A 20,686-nucleotide genomic window follows, 5' to 3' on the forward strand; every position below is an offset into this window, starting at 1 on the left:
ATTTAAACGGCTAAAAACTTAGCCCATTCGATATAGCGATCAACTGAAATATCCTGAGCTCTAGCCTTAAGCTCCTCCTCCGATAAGCTCAGTCGCGTTGCAAAAGCCTGTAAATTTGTACGGAGCATTTTTCTTCTTTGTGAAAAAGCCGCTGCGACTACTTGCTCTAATGAATTCCATTGAGACTTGGTCAAACTAAAATCTTTTCTAGGAATCATCCGTACTACTGCAGAATTGACTTTTGGTGCTGGATCAAAGGCTTCAGGTGGAACCTCAAGAACGAGCTCCATGTCATAACGCGCTTGAAGCATCACTGAGAGTCTACTGAAGTCTGAGCTTCCAGCTTGAGCAACCATTCTCTCGACCACTTCAGCCTGCAGCATAAAAACCTGTTCATCAATATGCTCTGCTGCTGCAACCAAATGAAAGAGTAATGGTGAAGAGATGTTGTAGGGCAAATTGCCAACTACCTTACATAAGCCCGTTTTTTGGGAACGATTTTGTGCCCATGCATCAAAATCAAAATTCAGTGCATCCCCCTCAATAACAGTGAGACCCTTGAGATTTTCTTGGTTCCAATATGCCACTAAATCTCGGTCAATCTCCAATAGATCTAGTTGGTCAAGATTACTTAGAAGGGGCCTAGTTAAAGCCCCCAATCCAGGACCTATTTCAATGACATGCATATCCTGCTTAGGATCGATCAGCGCTACTATCGAATAAATAATGCCTTGGTCCTGTAAAAAATTCTGTCCAAAGCGTTTACGTGCGCGATGCATGGACTAAGTCTTCTTTTTTTGATTGAGCGCCAGTTGATAAGCCAAACGTAGTGCTTCTAGCATGGATCTAGAGTCTGCGATTCCTTTTCCAGCAATATCCAGGGCAGTACCATGATCAACAGAAGTGCGAATAATCGGCAAACCTAAGGTAAAGTTAACACCACCGCCAAAAGTCACAAACTTAAATGGTGCCAAGCCCTGATCGTGGTACATCGCAATATAAGCATCAACGGTTTCTAGTGAATCTGGATCAAACAAAGTATCGCCAGGATAGGGGCCAGAAACATTAATCCCAAGTTTTTTTGCAGACTCGATTGCAGGACTGATGATTTCAATTTCCTCTCGACCCAAATAGCCAGACTCACCTGCATGAGGATTTAGTCCCGCAACACGAATCACAGGATTGGGAATGGCAAACTTAACACGTAAATCATGCTGCACTATTTGTATGGTTTCAAGAATATGCTCGCGCGTCAGCGCAGCAGAGACTTCCTGTAATGGTAAATGAGTAGTAGCAAGAGCTACTCTCAATTCTCTAGAGGCTTTGAGATTTAAAAAACCTTTTGGAAGAGTGGCGCAAAGCATCATCACTACATGACTTGTCTCACAACGCTCTGCTAAATATTCTGTATGGCCAGTAAACGCCGTACCAGCCAAGTTAATGACACTCTTCTGAATCGGCGCAGTAATCATGGCATCGAAACGCCCATCAATACAACCATCAATTGCTTGATTCAAGGTATTAATAACGTATTGAGCATTCAGAGGGTTCAAAATTCCTGCCTGCATCGGCGCTACTAATTGAATAGGTTGAGTTTGTAAGCGCTCAGAAGCATTTAAATAGTTTTTATTCAGGTCATCAAACAGGGCCGGATCACCCAATAGGGTGATAGTTACATCCTGTTGCTCAGCAATGAAATGCTTTGCAGCCGTTACCGAAACTTCAGGGCCAATGCCTGCAGGCTCACCGGTGGTTACTACTAAATTAACGAGGGGCACTTGTTGCTGCATCGTCAACGTTTAATATTTTGACAGTAGCCGTATCTCTTAATTCACGTAACCAATCTTGATAGGCTTGCTCAAATTTTCTTTCACGGATGGCTGCACGGGCAAATTGACGCTGCTTCTCAACAGTAAGCTGCGCTTCACGGCGTTCTAAAACCTGAATCAAATGCCAGCCAAACTCTGTCTTGATAGGATTGCTCACCTCGCCAATCTGTAAACGGTTCATAGCCTGCTCAAATTCAGGAACTAGATCACCAGGCCCCATCCAGCCAAGATTTCCGCCATTTGACGCAGAACCATCCTCCGAAAACTTTTTAGCAAGCTCGCCAAAATCGGCAGTCTTAGCGCGTACCTGATCACGATAACCTGCAAGACGACGTTCCGCGTCTTGATCACTTAAACCGGCACGATTACGCAATAAGATATGGCGTGCCATTGTTTGAGTAATGGGAATATTTTGTGGTGCGCCTGGAGAGGTTTCTTGTTGAGTAGCCTGTGGTTGCGGGGTTGTGCCGACCACCACTGCACGACGATCCAATACCTTAAGGACGTGATACCCAGCAGGACTTTTGATGACCGCATTTGCAACTTGACCACCACCGGTATTCCGAATGGCTTCATAGAATAGCTGAGGGAGTCTATCTGGTGTGCGGTAGCCTAAATCTTGAAATTTAATCTTGGGATTTTCTTTTGCGGCCATAGCACCTAGCTGCAGAAAATCGACATCACCCTTAGCATCACGCAGTAATTGATCTGCTTTCTTTTTGGCTTCAGCCTGAGAACCAACCCCAGCCGAGGAATCGATGGGAATAAAAATCTGGGCAACATCAATTTCTTCTGGCTCACCCTTAGCCACTGGAGCTGAGCGCGGAGCACTGCCACCATTCATAGCTCGAGTTTTCTCGGAGATGAAATTATCAATTTCAGCATCTGAAATCTTAATCTTTCCTTCAACCTCGCGCTCACGATATCGCGAGAGAATCACATCATCACGTAATAGCTGCTTATATCTCTCAAAGGTACTCCCAGAAGCAATAACTTTGGACTTGAACTCAGCAACACTAATTTTATTTTTTTCTGCAATATCATAGATGATTTTATCGAGCTCTTTATTTGTTACAACAACACCTTCTTGCTCAGCATTCTGAAGTTGAATTTTTTCAATAATCAAGCGCTCAAGAATCACCTTTCGCAAGGAGCCATCGTCCGGAAGCTTTGCCCCCTGTTTTTTTAACGCAACAATTCGATCGTCAATTTCTTTGCGCGTTACATAACCAGTATTGACCACGGCAGCAACGCCGTCAATATTACGAATCTTGCTATCAGTTGCTACATTCGCCTTTGACACATCTTGCGCTCCTGCGTAACCAAATATAGCGGACATACCCAAACAGAATATGGTGCAAACAAATGATTTCAAGCTAATTCTATAAAGCGTCATTGATAGTTCTCATATATGGATGGTGGGATAGGCTTTGAAGTTGGCATATACCCAGGAACGTTTAGCTTCATGATATCAACTGGGTTGCTACCAGCGCTAGCAAAGCCCCTAAATTCGATCTGAAAGAGCACTTGAGTAGTCGTGATAAGAGAAGTATTGACTGCCTGTGAGTAGGCGCCTCGGAAAGTCCAACAATCCCTGGTCCACTCTAAGCCAACCAAAGTATTCAAGGTTTTAATCGTTAAAGCATCATATCCCCAGCGCCCCAATACAGAAACTTCTCTGGTAAGCGGCCATTGACCTGAAATATTGTATTGGTCTGTCTTGGTGGCAGCAGGTGTAGCAACTTGGTTATTTTGAATGGACGCCTGCAAAGGTGGTGACCAAACGTTGCGATATCCAAAATTTAAGCTTCTTCCAGGCGTTGGTCGCCAACTTGCGCCTACGGTTGTTTGCACAAAACGATTTAATTGTGTGTTGTACTGACCAAACATATCCGCGCTGAAATTACCGAGTAAGCGCACTGAAGCAGAACCCAAGGTATCCGAGTATGTAGTTGGGTTGGCGATGTTTCCATTCAAACCAACTTTTTGCCCGGTAAATTGCTGCTTTTGGGCAAGTGTTACGTTCGCACGCTCAGCGCCTGTATTTGCCTCAATCATTCGACTGGTTAAACCTAAGGTAGCCGCATTGGAGTCGGCAACACGGTCATTACCAATAAATGTGTTTGCTGTAAAGATTTGCGAAACGCCGAAACCTGCGTCAGCCGTATCAAATACTGGTGTATTAGCCTGACTTTGATACGGAGTGAAGGCATAAAACGCTCTTGGCTCCATGGTGAGCAACATATCGCGCCCAAAAAAACCTTTTAGCTCAGAGGCCTCTCTCTCAAATGCCAGTCCAGAATCCAAGCTGAATGTCGGAATCGTAAATCCCTGAGCGTTCGGCACGCTTCCGGAAACATAAGGAGTAGCGTTATAAGTATTCGACTGAAAGCTCACGGTAGGCGTAACGTAATATCCAGGCGTGATCTGCGGAAGCGACAGCGCGCCTTTGACCACTGTTCTGTCAGCCTGGGTATAGGCGCCCGGAGGTGGTGCATTAAAGTTACTTCCCAATGCATAGGCAAAGCGTGTGTAATCTGTTGAGAAAGTGGTCTTTGGCCCAGTAGACAAAGCTAAATACCGACCACTAGGATCTGAAACTACCGGACTTAACTGACTATTGTATGCAGCAGTAATGTTTGGCAATACGTTATATGGCGCTTGCACTAAATTATTAGGGTCTGGCTGCAAAGTTTGAAAGCTTGCAGCTTTGGCACCAACCGTCCAATTACTTAACTCACCAGTTAATTGCTTACTAGTGCCAGCCTCCTGACGGAACTGACTGGTAACCTGTCCCGCAATACTTTGTGAAAAATCAGTTGGGTATAGGCTATCCGAGACCCGCGCCATATTGACATAACCATTCCATGACCCGGGCAATGGTGCACCACCAGGACCAACACCACCGTCAAAAATTTGACGTTGCTGCCAATCGTATTTCCAGCGATTGCTTCCTGTTTGTTTATCGTAGGGTAAGTATTCGCCAGTTGCCACTCCAGAATATTCTTTATCCAAGAAACGATAAGACGCTCCTAACATCAAACCGCGATGATTCATTTCGCGAGGAAGCAACAACAAGTCGCGATTCGGCGCAATGTTGACGTAATAAGGCTGAGTAATATCTAAACCATTGTTCGAGTTGTATCCAACGACTGGTGCTAACAAGCCTGTTCTGCGCTCACCCGATGTTGGGGCAGTGAAGTAAGGCACGTAAGCAATCGGAACATTAAAGAAGCGCATCACACCATTGGTACCAACCATTTCTTTTTGTTCATTATCAATCTCTAAACTACTTGCCGTGAAATACCAGTCCATATTTTCTGGCGTGCAAGTAGTGTAGGTGGCTTTATCAAATACAAATATGTCAGAGTTTTCAATAGTCAGTTTTTTTGCGGTGCCATTTCCGCGTGTATCTCTCAGCTCATAGGTCGGCGTTTCCATCGAACCTTCACGAGCATCCACCTTAAATTGACCTTTCGGACCCTTGAAAGTGGTGTTACCCTTAGATAACTCCGCATTGCCAAGCAAGTCAGCATTATCAGTGTCGGGGTTATAAGTAATTTCATCCGCCTTGAGAACAGCGCCGTTACGTCGAATTTGCGCACGCCCTTTCAAATGCATATCACGCTCAACAACACCATCGATTACATCGCTTGAAGTAAATGTCAAAGCTTGTCCATCGGCAATTGGCTTACCCACACGAAGTTGATCATCCAACTTTAAGACGGTGACATTTCCACGATCTGGCAAGAGTGTGAAATTCTGAGTTGCCTGAGAAACTGGGGGTAAAGCAGCGGGCGCCTGAGCTCTTGCAAAAAATACAAAATGAAGCAATGCGATCCCCATCGTGATGCGCAGGGCTACATGCAAAAAAAGAGGGGCGCGAAGGCCGGCGCGAAGGCGATAATGACTCATAGATCCAGACCGCCTTATTATACGAATCGACCATGACTGACTTACGCCTAAACACCCTCCATCACTGGCTAAAAGCCCTAGAAGCTAGCTGGCAATTAGATCTTGCCTCCTTGGTGCCCGCCTCATCTGATGCCAGCTTTCGACGCTATTTTCGAATTACGTCCAAAAACCCCAATTTTGGGACTTTGATCGTGATGGATGCCCCGCCCCAACATGAGCCTTTAGATGCTTTTATTAAAGTCGATTTGTTGCTTTCTGAAGCAGGTTTAAATGTGCCGGAAATTTTGGAACAGAATGCAACCGAGGGCTTTCTTTTGCTCAATGATCTTGGTAATGAGACTTACCTTGCAAAACTAAATAATGAAACAGCGAATCACTTATATCAAGATGCAACACATGCACTGATACAAATGCAATTAGCCAGTAAGCCAAATGTATTACCAAACTATAATGAATCATTATTACAGCGAGAGCTTGATTTGTTCCCAGAGTGGTATTTAAAAAAGCATCTCGATATTGATCTCGATGAACAACAATCTGAGCAACTCAAAAAATCTTTTGCGCTCATTATTGAAAATAATTTAGCACAAGCAAAAGTCTATGTTCATCGTGATTACCATTCCCGTAATTTAATGGTGACTGAGAAAAATAATCCGGGCGTTATCGATTTTCAGGATGCTGTATACGGCCCCATTACTTATGATGCTTCATCTCTATGGCGTGATGCTTATATTGCATGGCCCGAAGAGCGTGTGATTGATTGGGTTATTAAGTTTTGGGAAGAGGGACGTAAAGCTGGCTTGCCAATGCCAAATGATTTTGGACAGTTTTATCGCGACTTTGAATGGATGGGCTTACAACGCCATCTTAAGATTTTGGGAATTTTTGCAAGACTCTCTCATCGTGATGGTAAAGATGGTTACCTTAAAGATATTCCACTCGTTTTGGGGTATGCAATTGCCACAGCAAATCGATATATTGAACTAAAACCATTGGCTCGTATTTTGGAATCTACTCGAGCCAATACAGACTAATTCATACAACATGAGTCAACAGGATCGCATACCTTGTTTTTTACTGGCTGCTGGACGTGGCGAACGTATGCGCCCTCTAACGGATGATTTACCAAAGCCTTTACTCAAAATTCAAAATAAATCTTTGTTGGAGTGGCATTTAGGGGCGCTTAGAAAAGCGGGCATTCAAGATGTAGTGATTAATCACGCCTGGCTGGGGGAAAAAATTGAGCATGCATTGGGTAATGGATCGCAATTTGGCCTTCATATTCAATACTCACCCGAAGGAACTGCATTAGAAACTGCAGGTGGAATTGCCAAGGCTTTGCCCCTTCTTAAACCCGAGGATTATTTCATGGTGATTAATGGTGATGTATTCAGCCCTAATTTGCCCATCAACAATATTTTGGCGAAAGTCGCAATATTCAGGGCTGCCTCAAATAAACCATTGGCACATCTTTTGATGGTTCCAAATCCTGTGCAGCATCCTGAAGGTGATTTTTTCCTAGAGGACTCACAAATTAGCGCCCTAAATCTAGGTGCAGGTGAAAAATTGACTTTTTCTGGAATCGGCCTTTATCACAAGGATTTATTCAAGGATCTAGCTATAGGGGTGCCTGCCAAACTAGCACCCCTCCTCATTGCAGCTATGGAGCAAAATAAAGTGTCCGGTGAAAAATATGTCGGTCCGTGGCACGATGTAGGTACACCGCAACGCTTACAAGAGCTTAATGCAGCATATGAATAAAACGGACATATACCAGCTTCGCAGAAATGCATTAGCTAAAGAAATTTTTGGCAAGACTGGCGGCGGTATTGCTGTTATTGCGACCGCGCCTGAAGTTGCACGTAATCGCGATAGCGAATTTCCCTATCGCCATGACAGCGATTTTTTCTACCTAACAGGATTTGAAGAGCCTGGCTCCACCTTGGTGATCAATGTCGTGCCCAATGGAAAAAGCTTTGTAACCGAATCCCATTTATTTTGCAGACCCAAAGATCTTGAGCGAGAAATCTGGGACGGCATTCGCCTCGGACCAGAAGCTGCACCTCAGGTTTTAGGTATCGAGTTTGCGCACAGCAATCAAGAGTTAGACCAAAAGCTTGGTGAATTATTGGCAGATCAAAATGCAATTTATACACGCCTAGCTGAAAGCGCAGAAACGGATGGCCGTATACGTCACTGGATGAAACAGGTACGTGGGCAAGCCCGTAGCGGCATTAATGCACCAACAGAATTTCATGATGTCGATACATTGATTCATGAAATGCGTTTGTTCAAAGATACTCACGAAATTGACATTATGCGTCGTGCAGCTGCAATCTCTGCGCGCGCGCACATACGTGCTATGCGAGCCTGTAAACCTGGCATGCGAGAGTATCAACTCGAGGCTGAATTACTTCACGAGTTTCGTAATAGCGGCTCACAAAGTGTGGCTTACAACAGCATTGTTGCAGGAGGAGCTAACTCTTGCATCCTGCACTATCGAGCCGGCTCAACCGAATTACGCAGCGGTGAGCTTTGCTTAATCGACGCTGGCTGCGAATTAGATGGCTATGCATCCGATATCACGCGCACATTTCCGGTGAACGGAAAATTTACCGGGCCTCAGCGAGCGCTCTATGACATTACCTTAGCAGCGCAAGAGGCGGCTATTGCAGTAACAAAGCCTGGCAATACATTCATAGAACCCCATGATGCTGCGCTCAAAGTCCTTACCCAGGGCTTGCTTGATGAAAAACTTCTTAAGCTAGCTGAAGTGGGTTCGCTGGAGAATGCGATTGAGTCTGGAGCCTATCGACGTTTCTATATGCACCGGACTTCTCATTGGCTGGGTATGGATGTTCATGATGTAGGCTCTTACCGTGAACCCATTAGCACCCAGCAGAAAGAGAAACCCTGGCGGATTCTCAAAAGTGGCATGGTGATTACTATTGAGCCGGGTCTATACATCAGACCCGCCGATGATATTGATGAATCCTTCTGGAATATTGGCATCCGCATCGAGGATGATGCTGTTATCAATGACTCTGGTTGCGAATTAATTTCTCGCGGCGTGCCAGTTAAGGCCGATGAAATTGAAGCACTCATGAAAAACCAATAATGAGTTCAAAAGCTTGCGATATATCAATTCAAGGTGGTGGGCCTGTTGGTCTTGCCTGCGCATCCTGGATCTTGCAGAAATTTCCAGAGGCTAAACTCACGCTACTAGATCGCAACCCCATCAAGGACGAAGATCTCGTAAACGCAGATAGTAGGGGCATCGCACTATCACATGGAAGCAAACTCTTGCTGGATACGATCGATGCGTGGCCAGCAGATTGCGCCGATATTCATCGTGTTCATGTTTCACAAGCAGGCCGCTTTGGTCGCGCACTGATGACTCGCGAAGAACTTAATCAAGAGGCCCTTGGTCATATTATTCGCTATCGCGATATTCATATCACCCTTCGTCAGACCCTCAGAAACATTCAAGCAAAGAGTCCAAATTTCGTTTGGGAACATATTGATAGTAATACTGAGCATGTGTCCATGAATGCCCGCTGTGTGGTGCATGCAGAGGGCGGCCTATTTAAAAAACAAGATTGGGTCGAATCTGGAAGAGACTACGGACAATCAGCTCTAGTGGGCCTAGTTGAAGTAGAAAATGCTATACCTCATCAAGCTTGGGAGCGTTTTACAGCAGAAGGTCCTTTAGCGGTACTGCCCAGTCACTATGGCGACAACATTCTTAATCTTGTTTGGTGCGGATCACCAGAGTCTTCAAAAGAGCGCTTACGACTCAGCGACCAAGATTTTCTTCATTCCTTGCAACTAGAGTTTGGATCACGTATTGGGCGTTTTCTCAGAATTCGAGATCGTCGTTTATATGAACTTGGCTTGAACTACCGCAAGCAAATCACAAAAGATAACGAAGTATGGATTGGTAATGCTGCGCAAACTTTGCATCCCGTTGCAGGACAAGGCTTGAACTTGGGGCTACGTGATGCGTTCTTGCTATCCGAGAAATTAGCGGGTCTCTTTTCAGGCTCAGCTTCAGAACAAACGTCAGTTGAAATACAAAATACTTTAGAAAGTTATGCGCAAAGTCGTAAGGCCGATCGAACAACGACCATTGGTCTAACTGACTTTATGGCTAGAGTATTTACCTCCAATCTTGCTCCAATCGTGATGGCTCGAGGATTGGCTCTAACAGCCCTTCAGTGGCTTCCGCCAGTGAAGACAGCCTTAGCTCGCCAGATGATGTTTGGTAGGCGCTAAAAGGCTTTAATAGCCCTCAAAATCTAAGTCTTTCTATTTTGGCTTTAATCATTAAATCTGCCTAAAAAATAGGCAGATTTAGACCTGACTGTGCTAAAGTGTCATGCTTTCCGCAAGACACGAAAATCCCCGCTCCAGCATAAGCCCCGATAGATGAAGATTGGCCCCCATACTCTCGCAAATAGACTCTTTGTAGCCCCGATGGCTGGGGTAACAGACCGTCCATTTAGGCAGCTATGCAAGACATTGGGTGCAGGCTATGCAGTCTCAGAAATGGTGGCCTCAAACGCCCTTCTTTGGAAGAGTGAAAAAACTCAACGGCGTGCAAATCATATTGGTGAGTTCAAGCCCATCGCAGTTCAAATTGCTGGCGCCGATCCCGCGATGATGGCGGCGGCTGCAAAAATCAACGTAAATCATGGCGCACAAATTATTGATATCAACATGGGTTGTCCTGCAAAGAAAGTCTGCAATGTTGCAGCAGGTTCAGCCCTGTTGCGTGATGAACCATTGGTGCAACAAATTCTAGAAGCCGTTGTTAATGCAGTTGGAATTGGTCCAGATGCTGTACCGGTCACTTTAAAAATTCGTACCGGCTGGGATCGTGAACATAAAAATGCGATGGAGATTGCTCGCCTTGCAGAAAAATCTGGCATCTCCCTGCTCACTGTTCACGGAAGAACACGTGCCGATCTGTATCACGGAGAAGCAGAATACGAAACGATTACTGCAGTTAAAAACAGCGTAGGAATACCAGTAGTCGCTAACGGCGATATCAATACACCTGAAAAAGCAGAATTTGTTTTAAAGACTACTGGTGCAGATGCCATCATGATAGGTCGAGCAGCTCAAGGGCGCCCTTGGATCTTCCGCGAAATCAATCACTACCTAGAGACCGGAGGCAAGCTGCCGACCCCAGAAATCAATGAGATTCAAGGCATTATGAATGCCCATCTTTTGGATCACTACGAGTTCTATGGTGAGCATATTGGCCTTCGCACAGCTCGCAAACATATTGGCTGGTACTGCAAAGGATTGCGCGACTCACATGCATTCCGTCAACGCATGAATACTGCCGATGATTGCAAAACCCAATTACAAATGGTCAATGATTATTTTGATGAGATGAAATCTCATTCTGATCGCCTGCTGTTTTTAGAGGCCGCATAATTTTTTTATTTTTAGATGTTAGTTATTAGGATTTATAGAAATATTTATGAACGATAAGCACCCCATTACCGAATGTATTGAAACCCAACTTCAAGGTTATCTGAGTGATCTCAAAGGAACCCCACCAAGTGATATTTACCAAATGGTATTGGCGGTAGTTGAAAAACCAATGCTGGAGCTCGTCATGCAACACGCCAAACACAATCAGTCTTTGGCAGCCCAATACCTTGGCATCAACCGCAATACCTTACATAAAAAGCTTGTTGAACACCAATTACTCAAGTAAGCAGAAATCATTCCCCAGCCATCACCCAGCCATTTATTGAATCTTCTAAAACTTATGATCCGTACAGCCCTTCTCTCCGTCTCCGATAAAAATGGCATTGTGCCTTTCGCTAAAGCCCTTCATGAGCAAGGCATCAAACTTATCTCTACAGGCGGGACTGCTAAGTTATTGGCTGAAAACAATTTGCCAGTAGTTGAAGTGTCCTCTTTAACCAAGTTCCCAGAAATGCTTGATGGTCGTGTCAAGACCCTTCACCCAATGGTGCATGGAGGCTTATTAGCACGTAGAGACTTTCCTGAGCATATGGCAGCCCTAAAAGAGTACGGCATCGATACCATCGACATGCTAGTGATCAACCTCTACCCATTTAATGAAACGGTTGCCAAAGAGAATTGTTCATTCGAAGATGCTGTAGAAAATATTGACATTGGTGGTCCAGCCATGTTGCGAGCGGCCGCTAAAAATCATCAAGATGTCACCGTACTCATTTCTCCTGAAGACTACGCACCAGTACTAGCGGAAATGAAAGCCAATAAGAATGTAGTTTCATATAAAACGAATCTGGCACTAGCCAAAAAAGTATTTGCACATACAGCACAGTACGATGGCGCAATCGCTAATTACCTCTCTGCACTGGGCGATGACCTGAACCACAAAGCACGTTCTGCTTACCCAGAAACCTTGCATCTTGCTTTTGAAAAAGTTCAAGAGATGCGTTATGGTGAGAATCCACACCAGTCTGCAGCCTTCTATAAAGATATCCATCCAGTGGCAGGCGCGCTCGCAAACTATAAACAATTGCAAGGCAAAGAACTCTCTTACAACAATATTGCTGATGCAGACTCTGCATGGGAATGTGTAAAAAGTTTTACAGGAAATGCTGGCGGGGCTGCTGCCTGCGTCATCATCAAGCATGCCAACCCTTGCGGAGTAGCCGTAGGTTCATCAGCGCTAGAAGCCTATCAAAAGGCCTTCAAAACCGATCCCAGTTCAGCATTTGGAGGCATTATTGCTTTCAACACTCCATGTGATGGTGCTGCTGCCCAAGAAATTTCTAAACAATTTGTTGAAGTATTAATTGCGCCAAGCTTCAGTGATGAGGCAAAAGCGGTTTTTGCTTCTAAGCAAAATGTACGTCTCTTGGAAATTCCACTGGGTAATGCATTTAATACATTTGACTTCAAGCGAGTTGGTGGTGGCTTACTAGTACAGTCGCCCGATGCCAAGAATGTACTTCAGAGTGAGATGCGCGTTGTTAGCCAAAGACAGCCTACGCCAAGTGAAATGAATGACATGATGTTTGCTTGGCGTGTTGCCAAATTTGTAAAATCCAATGCGATTGTGTATTGCGCTAATGGTATGACGCTGGGTATTGGCGCAGGCCAAATGAGCCGTGTTGACTCTGCAAGGATGGCTAGCATCAAGGCTGAGAATGCTGGCTTAAGTCTTAAGGGCTCAGCAGTTGCGAGTGATGCTTTCTTCCCATTCCGAGATGGCCTGGATGTAGTGGTGAATGGTGGAGCAAGCTGCGCCATTCAGCCAGGCGGCAGTATGCGTGACGAAGAAATCATTGCCGCAGCGAATGAGCATGGCATTGCCATGATCTTTACCGGCACGCGCCATTTCCGTCACTAAGCAAATAGGGAATACCAAGACCCATGCGCTGGATAGGAATTGACCCAGGTTTGCGTACCACCGGTTTTGGTATCATCGATGTTGATGGCCAAAAACTGACGTACGTAGCCTCTGGAACCATTGAGAGTGGCGATCCAGCCAAAGGCTTGCCAGAGCGTTTGGGTGCGCTATATGCTGGCGTTAAAGAAGTTCTAGAAACGTATCGTCCAGAATCTGCTGCGATTGAAGAGGTGTTCTTAAACGTCAATCCCCGCTCAACCTTGATGCTGGGCCAAGCAAGAGGTGCGGTAATTGCCGCTCTTGTCTCAGAAAAGCTACCCGTTGCTGAATACAGTGCCCTTCGCGTCAAGCAAGCGATTGTGGGTACGGGTCGTGCAGCTAAACCTCAAGTGCAAGAAATGGTCAAGCGTCTACTAAGACTCAATCGTGCTCCCGGTACGGATGCTTCTGATGCATTAGGGGTTGCCATCTGCGCGGCCCATCATGCGCAAATGCCAAAAGCAATCATTACAGCTTTAGCACCTAAGTTAGCCCCAAAAAAACGCAGCAAATAAAAATACACATCACAGGTTAAGATCTCTACATGATTGGTCGCATACAAGGCATTCTCGTTTCAGTTCATCCACCTCGCCTCTTGGTCGATTGCCAAGGCATTGGCTATGAGGTAGATGTTCCAATGAGCACACTGTATCAACTGCCTCAAGCTGGTCAAAAAATTACACTTCTCACTCATTTTCAAGTGCGTGAGGATGCACAACAACTCTTTGGCTTTGCCACTGAGACTGAGCGTGAGGCATTTAGACAACTCATCAAGATCAGTGGTGTCGGATCCAGGACTGCCTTAGCCGTTCTTTCTGGCATGAGTGTGAATGAACTAGCCCAAGCAATTGCACTACAAGGGGCAGGTCGTTTGACACAAGTTCCTGGGATTGGCAAAAAGACTGCCGAACGTCTTTGCTTAGAGCTCAAAGGCAAATTAGCTCCAGACCTAGGTCTTACTTCAGGCAAATCTCAAGTTTTGGATGCTAATAGCGAAGTATTGCAAGCGCTCTTAGCTTTAGGATATTCAGAAAAAGAGGCCCTCTTGGCACTCAAACAAATCCCACCAGATACCAATGTATCCGATGGTATCCGTATGGGCTTGAAGTATTTATCTAAAGCCTAATCCCAAATAGAAGCAATTCAAAATAAGCACTACACTTGCAGCATGGCAATACATACAGACGACCTCAGCTCTATCCCTGAAGATTTACCAGAGGAAAATGACCGTATCGTAAGCGGTGCTGCAGGTAACTCTGAAGCCATTTTTGAAAGAGCATTACGCCCCAAACAGCTCGATGAATACGTTGGTCAAACAAAAGCTCGCGCCCAATTAGAAATTTTTATCAGCGCCACTAGAGCACGTCAAGAAGCCCTAGATCACGTACTTCTATTTGGCCCACCAGGCCTTGGGAAGACTACGCTTGCGCATATTATTGCGCGTGAGCTTGGTGTGAACTTGCGCCAAACTAGCGGTCCAGTTCTTGACCGACCTGGCGACCTCGCTGCATTGCTAACCAATTTAGAAGCCAACGATGTGCTCTTTATTGATGAGATTCATAGACTTTCGCCCGTTGTAGAGGAGATTCTGTACCCAGCACTTGAAGACTACAGTCTTGACATCATGATTGGAGAAGGCCCTGCTGCACGTAGCGTCAAAATCGATCTTAAGCCTTTTACTTTGATTGGCGCTACAACTCGCGCCGGCATGCTCACCAATCCATTGCGCGATCGCTTTGGTATTGTGGCCAGACTTGAGTTTTACACCACCGAAGAGCTAACCAAAATCATTAATCGCTCTGCCAGCTTACTCAAGGCAAATATTGATCCAGAAGGTTCAATAGAAATTGCTAAACGCGCTCGTGGAACTCCGCGCATCGCCAACCGCCTATTACGTCGTGTTCGCGACTATGCAGAAGTAAAAGGCACTGGGACGATTACCAAGGTAATGGCTGATGCAGCACTCAAAATGCTTGATGTTGATCCGAGCGGGTTTGATGTCATGGATAGAAAACTGCTTGAGGCCATCTTGCACAAATTTGATGGCGGTCCAGTCGGGATTGATAACTTAGCCGCTGCTATTGGTGAGGAACGCGACACAATTGAAGATGTCTTGGAACCCTATCTCATCCAACAGGGTTATCTGCAGAGGACATCGCGGGGTCGCATGGCCACCCGCCAGGCTTACGAACACTTTGGCTTAACACCCCCAAGCAGTTCAGCAAGCTTAGATATTTAAACCCAATAGTTAACTAAGCGTCACTTTTGCAAACTTGCGTTTGCCTACTTGCACAACGTAGGTTCCAGCTTCAATCTTAGCCTGCTTATCCGATACGGTAGTACCGTCAATCTTCACACCGTTTTGCTCCACATTACGCATCGCTTCTGATGTTGATGGCGCCAATCCAGTAGCCTTTAATAGAGCAGCAATACCCATAGGCGCACCAGAAATATTTACTTCTGGGATGTCGTCTGGAACACCGCCTTTAGCACGGTGGTTAAAGTCTTCTAAAGCTTTCTCTGCAGCAGCCTGCGAATGAAAACGTGCAACAATTTCTTGTGCCAGGAGCACTTTGCAATCTTTTGGATTACGTCCAGCAGCAACTTCTTGTTTCATGAGATCAATTTCCGACATGGGGCGGAACGATAGCAATGTAAAGTAATCCCACATTAAATCATCTGAGGTACTCAAGAGCTTGCCAAACATATCGCCCGCAGGCTCACTAATGCCAATGTAGTTGCCTTTAGATTTACTCATCTTTTCAACGCCATCTAGACCCACCAAGAGCGGCATGGTCAAAATACATTGAGGCTCTTGACCATACTCACGCTGGAGTTCACGGCCAACTAAGAGATTAAATTTCTGATCGGTACCACCAAGCTCTAGATCGCTCTTGAGTGCTACAGAGTCATAACCCTGCATGAGTGGATACAAAAACTCATGGATTGAAATCGGCACACCATTACGATAGCGTTTAGTAAAGTCGTCACGCTCCAACATGCGAGCAACAGTATGTTTAGCGGCAAGCTGAATCATGCCGCGCGCACCCAGAGGGTCGCACCACTCACTGTTGTAACGCACCTCTGTTTTAGCAGGATCAAGGACCATGCTTGCTTGACGATAGTAAGTCTCCGCATTGACTGCAATTTCTTCTGCGGTCAAAGGGGGACGAGTTGCATTACGACCAGATGGATCGCCAATCATGCTGGTGAAATCACCAATCAAGAAAATAACTGTATGCCCTAAATCTTGTAATTGACGTAACTTATTCAGTACAACTGTGTGACCCAAATGAATATCTGGCGCAGTTGGGTCTAAACCTAACTTAATACGCAAAGGAGTCTTCGTAGCTTGGCTACGCGCCAGCTTTTGTACCCAGTCTGCCTCAACCAATAGCTCATCACAGCCACGTTTGGTGACTTCGAGTGCCGCAAAGACTTCAGGGGTCAAAGGATATTTTTGTTCTACTTTTGCCGTCATGCTGATTCGGTTAACTGTTTCAGTTAAATTAGTATTTAAATTGCTAAAGCATAATTGTCGCATCACTGAGACTGAAGCCCCTAACCCTATGACCAAGCCCTATTCTTTCTACATTGGCCTCATGTCTGGCACCAGCCTAGATGGGATTGATGCTGTTTTAGCCAAGATTGGGCCCAATGGCCAAACCAGCGCAGTAGAAGCTGTCAGCGAGCCCTTCGCACCCGAGCTACGTAAAACCCTTTTTGAACTACAGACTCCCGGGTCCAACGAACTACATCGCGAGAAGCAGGCTGGTAACGCCCTGGCCTTGGCCTATGCAGTAGTGGTCACTCAGCTTCTCAAAAAAGCTAATCTGCGGGCTACCGATATTGCCGCGATTGGAGCTCATGGTCAGACAATTCGTCATCAACCCCATCTCGGTGACTTTGCATACACACACCAAACCCTCAACCCCGCTCTACTAGCTGAAAAAACAGGTATTGATGTTATCGCCGACTTTAGAAGTCGTGATCTTGCAGCAGGCGGACATGGTGCACCGTTGGTTCCCGCTTTTCATGCGCAACAATTTGCAGAGGATAAAAACTTAGCCATTCTCAATATTGGCGGTATTGCCAATCTCACTTTACTTTCCAAAAATGGTGAAGTTTTTGGCTTTGATTGTGGCCCCGGAAATATGTTGCTGGATGCTTGGATACAAGAGCATCAAGGAAATGCTTTTGATGAGAGCGGCCGCTGGGCATTACAAGGAACTGTGAATGAAACTCTACTTGCGAAAATGTTATCAGATCCATTTTTTGCAAAAGCACCGCCCAAGAGCACTGGCCGAGATGACTTTCATATGAATTGGTTACAAGAAAAAATTGCTAGTGACAATCATCTGGCTGAAGATGTACAAGCAAGCCTATTGCACCTAACAGCCCAATCAGCACTCGAAGCTTTACTACGCCACGCCCCGCAAACCCAGAAGCTGATTGTCTGCGGGGGTGGTGCAAAAAATAAAGCCTTGATGAATTTATTAAAAGTTAAAGCGCAACACTTCTTTAAAGAACCTATTGAAATTACAACAAGTGATTCAGTCGGCATCGATCCACAGCTCGTTGAAGGTCTGGCATTTGCTTGGCTTGCTTGGGCCCATAAAGAAAAACGGCCAGCAAATTTGCCAGCCGTCACAGGAGCGAAGGGATCTAGAATTCTAGGTGCTTGCTATCCAGCGTAATGAATATTCTTAGGCAGAGAAAGAAGATCCGCAACCACAAGTAGTTGTAGCATTTGGGTTCTTAATCACAAATTGTGAGCCGTTGATATCTTCTTTGTAATCAATCTCTGCACCAACTAAATACTGGAAGCTCATTGAATCTACTAGGAGAGTCACGCCATTCTTTTCAAAAAGAGTGTCGTCTTCATTCACAGCATCATCAAACGTGAAGCCATACTGAAAACCTGAGCAACCGCCACCTTGCACGAACACCCGCAATTTCAATTCTGGGTTACCTTCCTCAGCAATCAGATCGGCCACTTTTGCAGCAGCTGCATCCGTAAACACCAACGGGGTTGGTGGCTCGGCTAAATCTTGTGCTGGTTGTGTCGCTAATTCAGTCATGGTTCACTCCTAAATCTAATGGGTATGGCTTATTTTAGGCTTTAAATGCCCAGCTTGCTGAAGGGTCTTTATGGAGATACAGCAATCTGGGTAAGGCCCGTAGTTTCAGGCAAGCCAAACATCAAATTCATACACTGCACACCCTGACCTGAGGCACCTTTTACCAAGTTATCCTCAACCACCAAAATAACCAAAGTGTCACCGCCACCAGGACGATGAATTGCGATCCGGATACCATTGCTTCCCCGCACTGAGCGTGTTTCTGGGTGACTTCCAGCAGGCATCACATCGACAAAAGGCTCATCCTTGTAGAAGTTCTCATAAAGCTTTTGATAATCGACATCTTGACCAGCATCTGTCAAACGTACATACAAAGTCGAATGAATGCCCCTCACCATCGGCGTGAGATGTGGCACAAAGGTTAGGCCAATTTGGTCGTGGCCTGCAATGGCTTTTAAACCTTGAACAATTTCGGGGAGATGGCGATGACCCTTAACTCCATATGCCTTGAAGTTATCGCTTGCTTCAGATAGCAAAGTGCCAATCTCAGCCTTCCGTCCAGCGCCAGATGTACCTGACTTAGAGTCAGAAATAATATGATTGCCATCGATCAACTGCTTACCACCAGTAGATTTTGGTGAAAGCAGTGGGGCAAGGCCTAGTTGTACAGAAGTTGGATAACAACCCGCTAGACCAACAATACGGGCTTTTTTAATCGCTTCACGATTTATCTCAGCCAAACCATAAACTGCTTCAGCCAGAATTTCAGGGCAGCTATGTTCCATGCCATACCATTTAGCAAATTCTTTTACATCTTTCAAACGGAAGTCAGCTGCAAGATCCAGAATCTTCACATTGTTAGCGAGCAATTCTTTTGCTTGTGCCATGGCAACACCATGGGGGGTTGCAAAAAACACCACATCACATTCATTTAACTTTGCTTCATCTGGTGTAGTGAATTTCAGATCAACATGGCCACGCAAAGATGGGAACATCTCAGCTACTGGCATACCAGCTTCTGTTCGCGATGTAATAGCAACAATTTTGACTTCAGAATGCTGCGCCAACAAACGCAATAATTCCACTCCGGTATATCCTGTGCCGCCAACAATGCCAACCTTAATCATGTCTTTCTCCAAAATACCAACTACGGGAAGTTTTTAAAAAACTTCTGAATACCTCAATTGTAGAAACAAAAAGGGCCGCTTGCGCGACCCTTTCGATAAAACTTAAGCGACTGAAAGAATTAGCGCTTGCTGAACTGCTTACGACGACGCGCGCCGTGCAGACCAACTTTTTTACGCTCTACTTCACGAGCATCGCGAGTTACCAAACCTGCTTTAGACAGAGTTGGCTTCAAAGCGTTGTCGTAGTCGATCAATGCACGTGTAACACCGTGACGAACTGCACCAGCTTGACCAGTTTCACCGCCACCAGAAACGTTAACCTTGATGTCAAAGGTCGTTAAGTGGGCTGTGAGCGCCAAAGGCTGACGAGCGATCATGCGTGATGTTTCACGAGCAAAATAAGCATCGATAGGCTTACCGTTAACAGTAATTTCGCCTTTGCCAGATTTAATGAAGACGCGCGCAACAGAACTCTTGCGGCGACCAGTACCGTAATTCCAATTTCCGTAATTAATAGCCATTTGGTTTCCTTAAATCTCTAACGCTTTAGGCTGTTGAGCCGTGTGCGGATGATTAGCGTCGCCATAGACTTTTAATTTCTTGATCATGGCATAGCCTAGTGGGCCTTTTGGCAACATACCTTTTACAGCCTTCTCCAAAGCGCGACCTGGGAAACGGTCTTGCATCTTGTCGAAGTTGGTCGAACTGATACCGCCTGGGTATCCGCTATGACGGTAATAGATCTTGTTCAAGCCTTTTGTGCCTGTGACACGCAGCTTGGATGAGTTGATCACGACGATAAAGTCGCCAGTATCAACGTGTGGTGTGAATTCAGGCTTGTGCTTGCCGCGTAGACGGTGTGCCACTTCACTGGCGACACGACCGAGGACTTTGTCCGTAGCGTCAATCACGAACCATTCACGCTTTACCTCATGGGATTTTGCGGAAAAAGTTTTCATGATTTCTCAAATTGTTATAGTCAAAAAAAATTACCCCAACCAAACTACGTCCACCTTGGCCCTGCTTATGTTTGCAAGCTCGCAGATTCTGCAATTTACTTGGTAAAACGATCCCCGCTGACTAGTTCGGAAATCCAGTAAAGCCTTGAATTGTATCCTAAAAAAAACCCAGGAACGAGTCCTGGGTTGGAATCCACCTATGTTTGGGTGGAGGAGACACTGGGAGGTAAGTCGCAGTCTTGTATAAGACTGACTACCAATGTGGTTATTCTACACTGAGAACATACTGCGTTGCAATAATATTGACCAAAATCAAGATTTTTATGTTGGTCTGCCATAACTCTAAATTATTAAAAATTGGTAAACTATT

At 45.4% G+C, this 20,686-nt stretch carries 20 protein-coding genes; 11 read left to right on the forward strand and 9 right to left on the reverse strand.

What is annotated here, in order from left to right; genetic code table 11:
- Positions 1-2 precede the first annotated feature (2 nt).
- Genes rsmA through ICV38_RS09245 form a run of 4 tightly spaced genes read right to left on the reverse strand, consistent with a single transcriptional unit; the run spans position 3 to position 5,744 of the window.
- On the reverse strand, positions 3-779 hold the full coding sequence (gene rsmA, locus ICV38_RS09230; RefSeq protein ID WP_215380412.1) for a 16S rRNA (adenine(1518)-N(6)/adenine(1519)-N(6))-dimethyltransferase RsmA: 777 nt from the start codon (positions 777-779) through the stop codon (positions 3-5).
- Between the two features lie 3 nt (positions 780-782).
- Positions 783-1,790, reverse strand: a complete 1,008-nt coding sequence (gene pdxA, locus ICV38_RS09235; protein ID WP_215380445.1) for a 4-hydroxythreonine-4-phosphate dehydrogenase PdxA — start codon at positions 1,788-1,790, stop codon at positions 783-785.
- Complete coding sequence (locus ICV38_RS09240) at positions 1,765-3,225, reverse strand: peptidylprolyl isomerase (RefSeq protein ID WP_215380448.1); 1,461 nt, start codon at positions 3,223-3,225, stop codon at positions 1,765-1,767. Before ICV38_RS09240 ends, pdxA begins: the two co-directional genes overlap by 26 nt.
- Positions 3,222-5,744, reverse strand: a complete 2,523-nt coding sequence (locus tag ICV38_RS09245; protein WP_215380459.1) for an LPS-assembly protein LptD — start codon at positions 5,742-5,744, stop codon at positions 3,222-3,224. Before ICV38_RS09245 ends, ICV38_RS09240 begins: the two co-directional genes overlap by 4 nt.
- Positions 5,745-5,776: 32 nt before the next feature.
- On the opposite strand from ICV38_RS09245, the gene ICV38_RS09250 reads away from it, so the two are divergent.
- The 10 genes from ICV38_RS09250 to ruvB all read left to right on the forward strand — a co-directional run bounded on the left by ICV38_RS09250 (position 5,777) and on the right by ruvB (position 15,388).
- Positions 5,777-6,778 carry an aminoglycoside phosphotransferase family protein gene (locus ICV38_RS09250; RefSeq protein ID WP_215380462.1) on the forward strand — a complete coding sequence of 334 codons (1,002 nt, stop codon included), beginning with the start codon at positions 5,777-5,779 and terminating at the stop codon, positions 6,776-6,778.
- Positions 6,779-6,788: 10 nt separating this feature from the next.
- Complete coding sequence (murU, locus tag ICV38_RS09255; protein WP_215380465.1) at positions 6,789-7,505, forward strand: N-acetylmuramate alpha-1-phosphate uridylyltransferase MurU; 717 nt, start codon at positions 6,789-6,791, stop codon at positions 7,503-7,505.
- Complete coding sequence (locus tag ICV38_RS09260; RefSeq protein ID WP_215380481.1) at positions 7,498-8,862, forward strand: aminopeptidase P N-terminal domain-containing protein; 1,365 nt, start codon at positions 7,498-7,500, stop codon at positions 8,860-8,862. Before murU ends, ICV38_RS09260 begins: the two co-directional genes overlap by 8 nt.
- Entirely contained in the window at positions 8,862-10,019 is a 1,158-nt protein-coding gene (locus tag ICV38_RS09265; protein WP_215380484.1) for an FAD-dependent monooxygenase, read from the forward strand. The genes ICV38_RS09260 and ICV38_RS09265 overlap by 1 nt, the downstream gene beginning before the upstream one ends.
- Before the next feature lie 153 nt (positions 10,020-10,172).
- Complete coding sequence (gene dusB, locus ICV38_RS09270) at positions 10,173-11,189, forward strand: tRNA dihydrouridine synthase DusB (RefSeq protein WP_215380487.1); 1,017 nt, start codon at positions 10,173-10,175, stop codon at positions 11,187-11,189.
- A 46-nt stretch (positions 11,190-11,235) separates the two neighbouring features.
- Complete coding sequence (locus tag ICV38_RS09275) at positions 11,236-11,475, forward strand: helix-turn-helix domain-containing protein (RefSeq protein ID WP_215380490.1); 240 nt, start codon at positions 11,236-11,238, stop codon at positions 11,473-11,475.
- Between the two features lie 54 nt (positions 11,476-11,529).
- Complete coding sequence (purH, locus tag ICV38_RS09280) at positions 11,530-13,110, forward strand: bifunctional phosphoribosylaminoimidazolecarboxamide formyltransferase/IMP cyclohydrolase (RefSeq protein WP_215380506.1); 1,581 nt, start codon at positions 11,530-11,532, stop codon at positions 13,108-13,110.
- Between the two features lie 23 nt (positions 13,111-13,133).
- Entirely contained in the window at positions 13,134-13,664 is a 531-nt protein-coding gene (gene ruvC, locus ICV38_RS09285; protein WP_215380509.1) for a crossover junction endodeoxyribonuclease RuvC, read from the forward strand.
- A 29-nt stretch (positions 13,665-13,693) separates the two neighbouring features.
- The gene (gene ruvA, locus ICV38_RS09290) at positions 13,694-14,275 is read left to right on the forward strand and encodes a Holliday junction branch migration protein RuvA (protein ID WP_215380512.1); all 582 of its coding nucleotides are present in this window, start codon (positions 13,694-13,696) and stop codon (positions 14,273-14,275) included.
- 42 nt (positions 14,276-14,317) lie between these two features.
- Complete coding sequence (gene ruvB / locus ICV38_RS09295) at positions 14,318-15,388, forward strand: Holliday junction branch migration DNA helicase RuvB (RefSeq protein ID WP_215380524.1); 1,071 nt, start codon at positions 14,318-14,320, stop codon at positions 15,386-15,388.
- 9 nt (positions 15,389-15,397) lie between these two features.
- Here the strand turns inward: ruvB and tyrS are convergent, their stop codons facing one another.
- Positions 15,398-16,630 (reverse strand): tyrosine--tRNA ligase, encoded by a 1,233-nt coding sequence (tyrS, locus tag ICV38_RS09300; protein ID WP_215380527.1) that lies wholly within the window; start codon positions 16,628-16,630, stop codon positions 15,398-15,400.
- An 88-nt stretch (positions 16,631-16,718) separates the two neighbouring features.
- Here tyrS and ICV38_RS09305 point away from each other — a divergent pair, with 88 nt between their 5' ends.
- Entirely contained in the window at positions 16,719-17,846 is a 1,128-nt protein-coding gene (locus tag ICV38_RS09305) for an anhydro-N-acetylmuramic acid kinase (protein WP_215380540.1), read from the forward strand.
- Positions 17,847-17,855: 9 nt separating this feature from the next.
- On the opposite strand, the gene erpA is transcribed toward ICV38_RS09305, so the two are convergent.
- The 4 genes from erpA to rplM all read right to left on the reverse strand — a co-directional run bounded on the left by erpA (position 17,856) and on the right by rplM (position 20,316).
- On the reverse strand, positions 17,856-18,230 hold the full coding sequence (erpA, locus tag ICV38_RS09310; protein ID WP_215380568.1) for an iron-sulfur cluster insertion protein ErpA: 375 nt from the start codon (positions 18,228-18,230) through the stop codon (positions 17,856-17,858).
- Between the two features lie 68 nt (positions 18,231-18,298).
- Positions 18,299-19,357, reverse strand: a complete 1,059-nt coding sequence (argC, locus tag ICV38_RS09315) for an N-acetyl-gamma-glutamyl-phosphate reductase (RefSeq protein ID WP_215380571.1) — start codon at positions 19,355-19,357, stop codon at positions 18,299-18,301.
- 119 nt (positions 19,358-19,476) lie between these two features.
- Entirely contained in the window at positions 19,477-19,878 is a 402-nt protein-coding gene (gene rpsI / locus ICV38_RS09320) for a 30S ribosomal protein S9 (RefSeq protein ID WP_015422033.1), read from the reverse strand.
- A gap of 9 nt (positions 19,879-19,887) precedes the next feature.
- Positions 19,888-20,316: a 50S ribosomal protein L13 gene (rplM, locus tag ICV38_RS09325; RefSeq protein ID WP_068949468.1), complete on the reverse strand. Its 429-nt coding sequence runs from the start codon at positions 20,314-20,316 to the stop codon at positions 19,888-19,890.
- Positions 20,317-20,686: the final 370 nt, after the last annotated feature.

The organism is Polynucleobacter sp. MG-6-Vaara-E2 (genome assembly GCF_018687695.1).
Classification (GTDB): domain Bacteria; phylum Pseudomonadota; class Gammaproteobacteria; order Burkholderiales; family Burkholderiaceae; genus Polynucleobacter.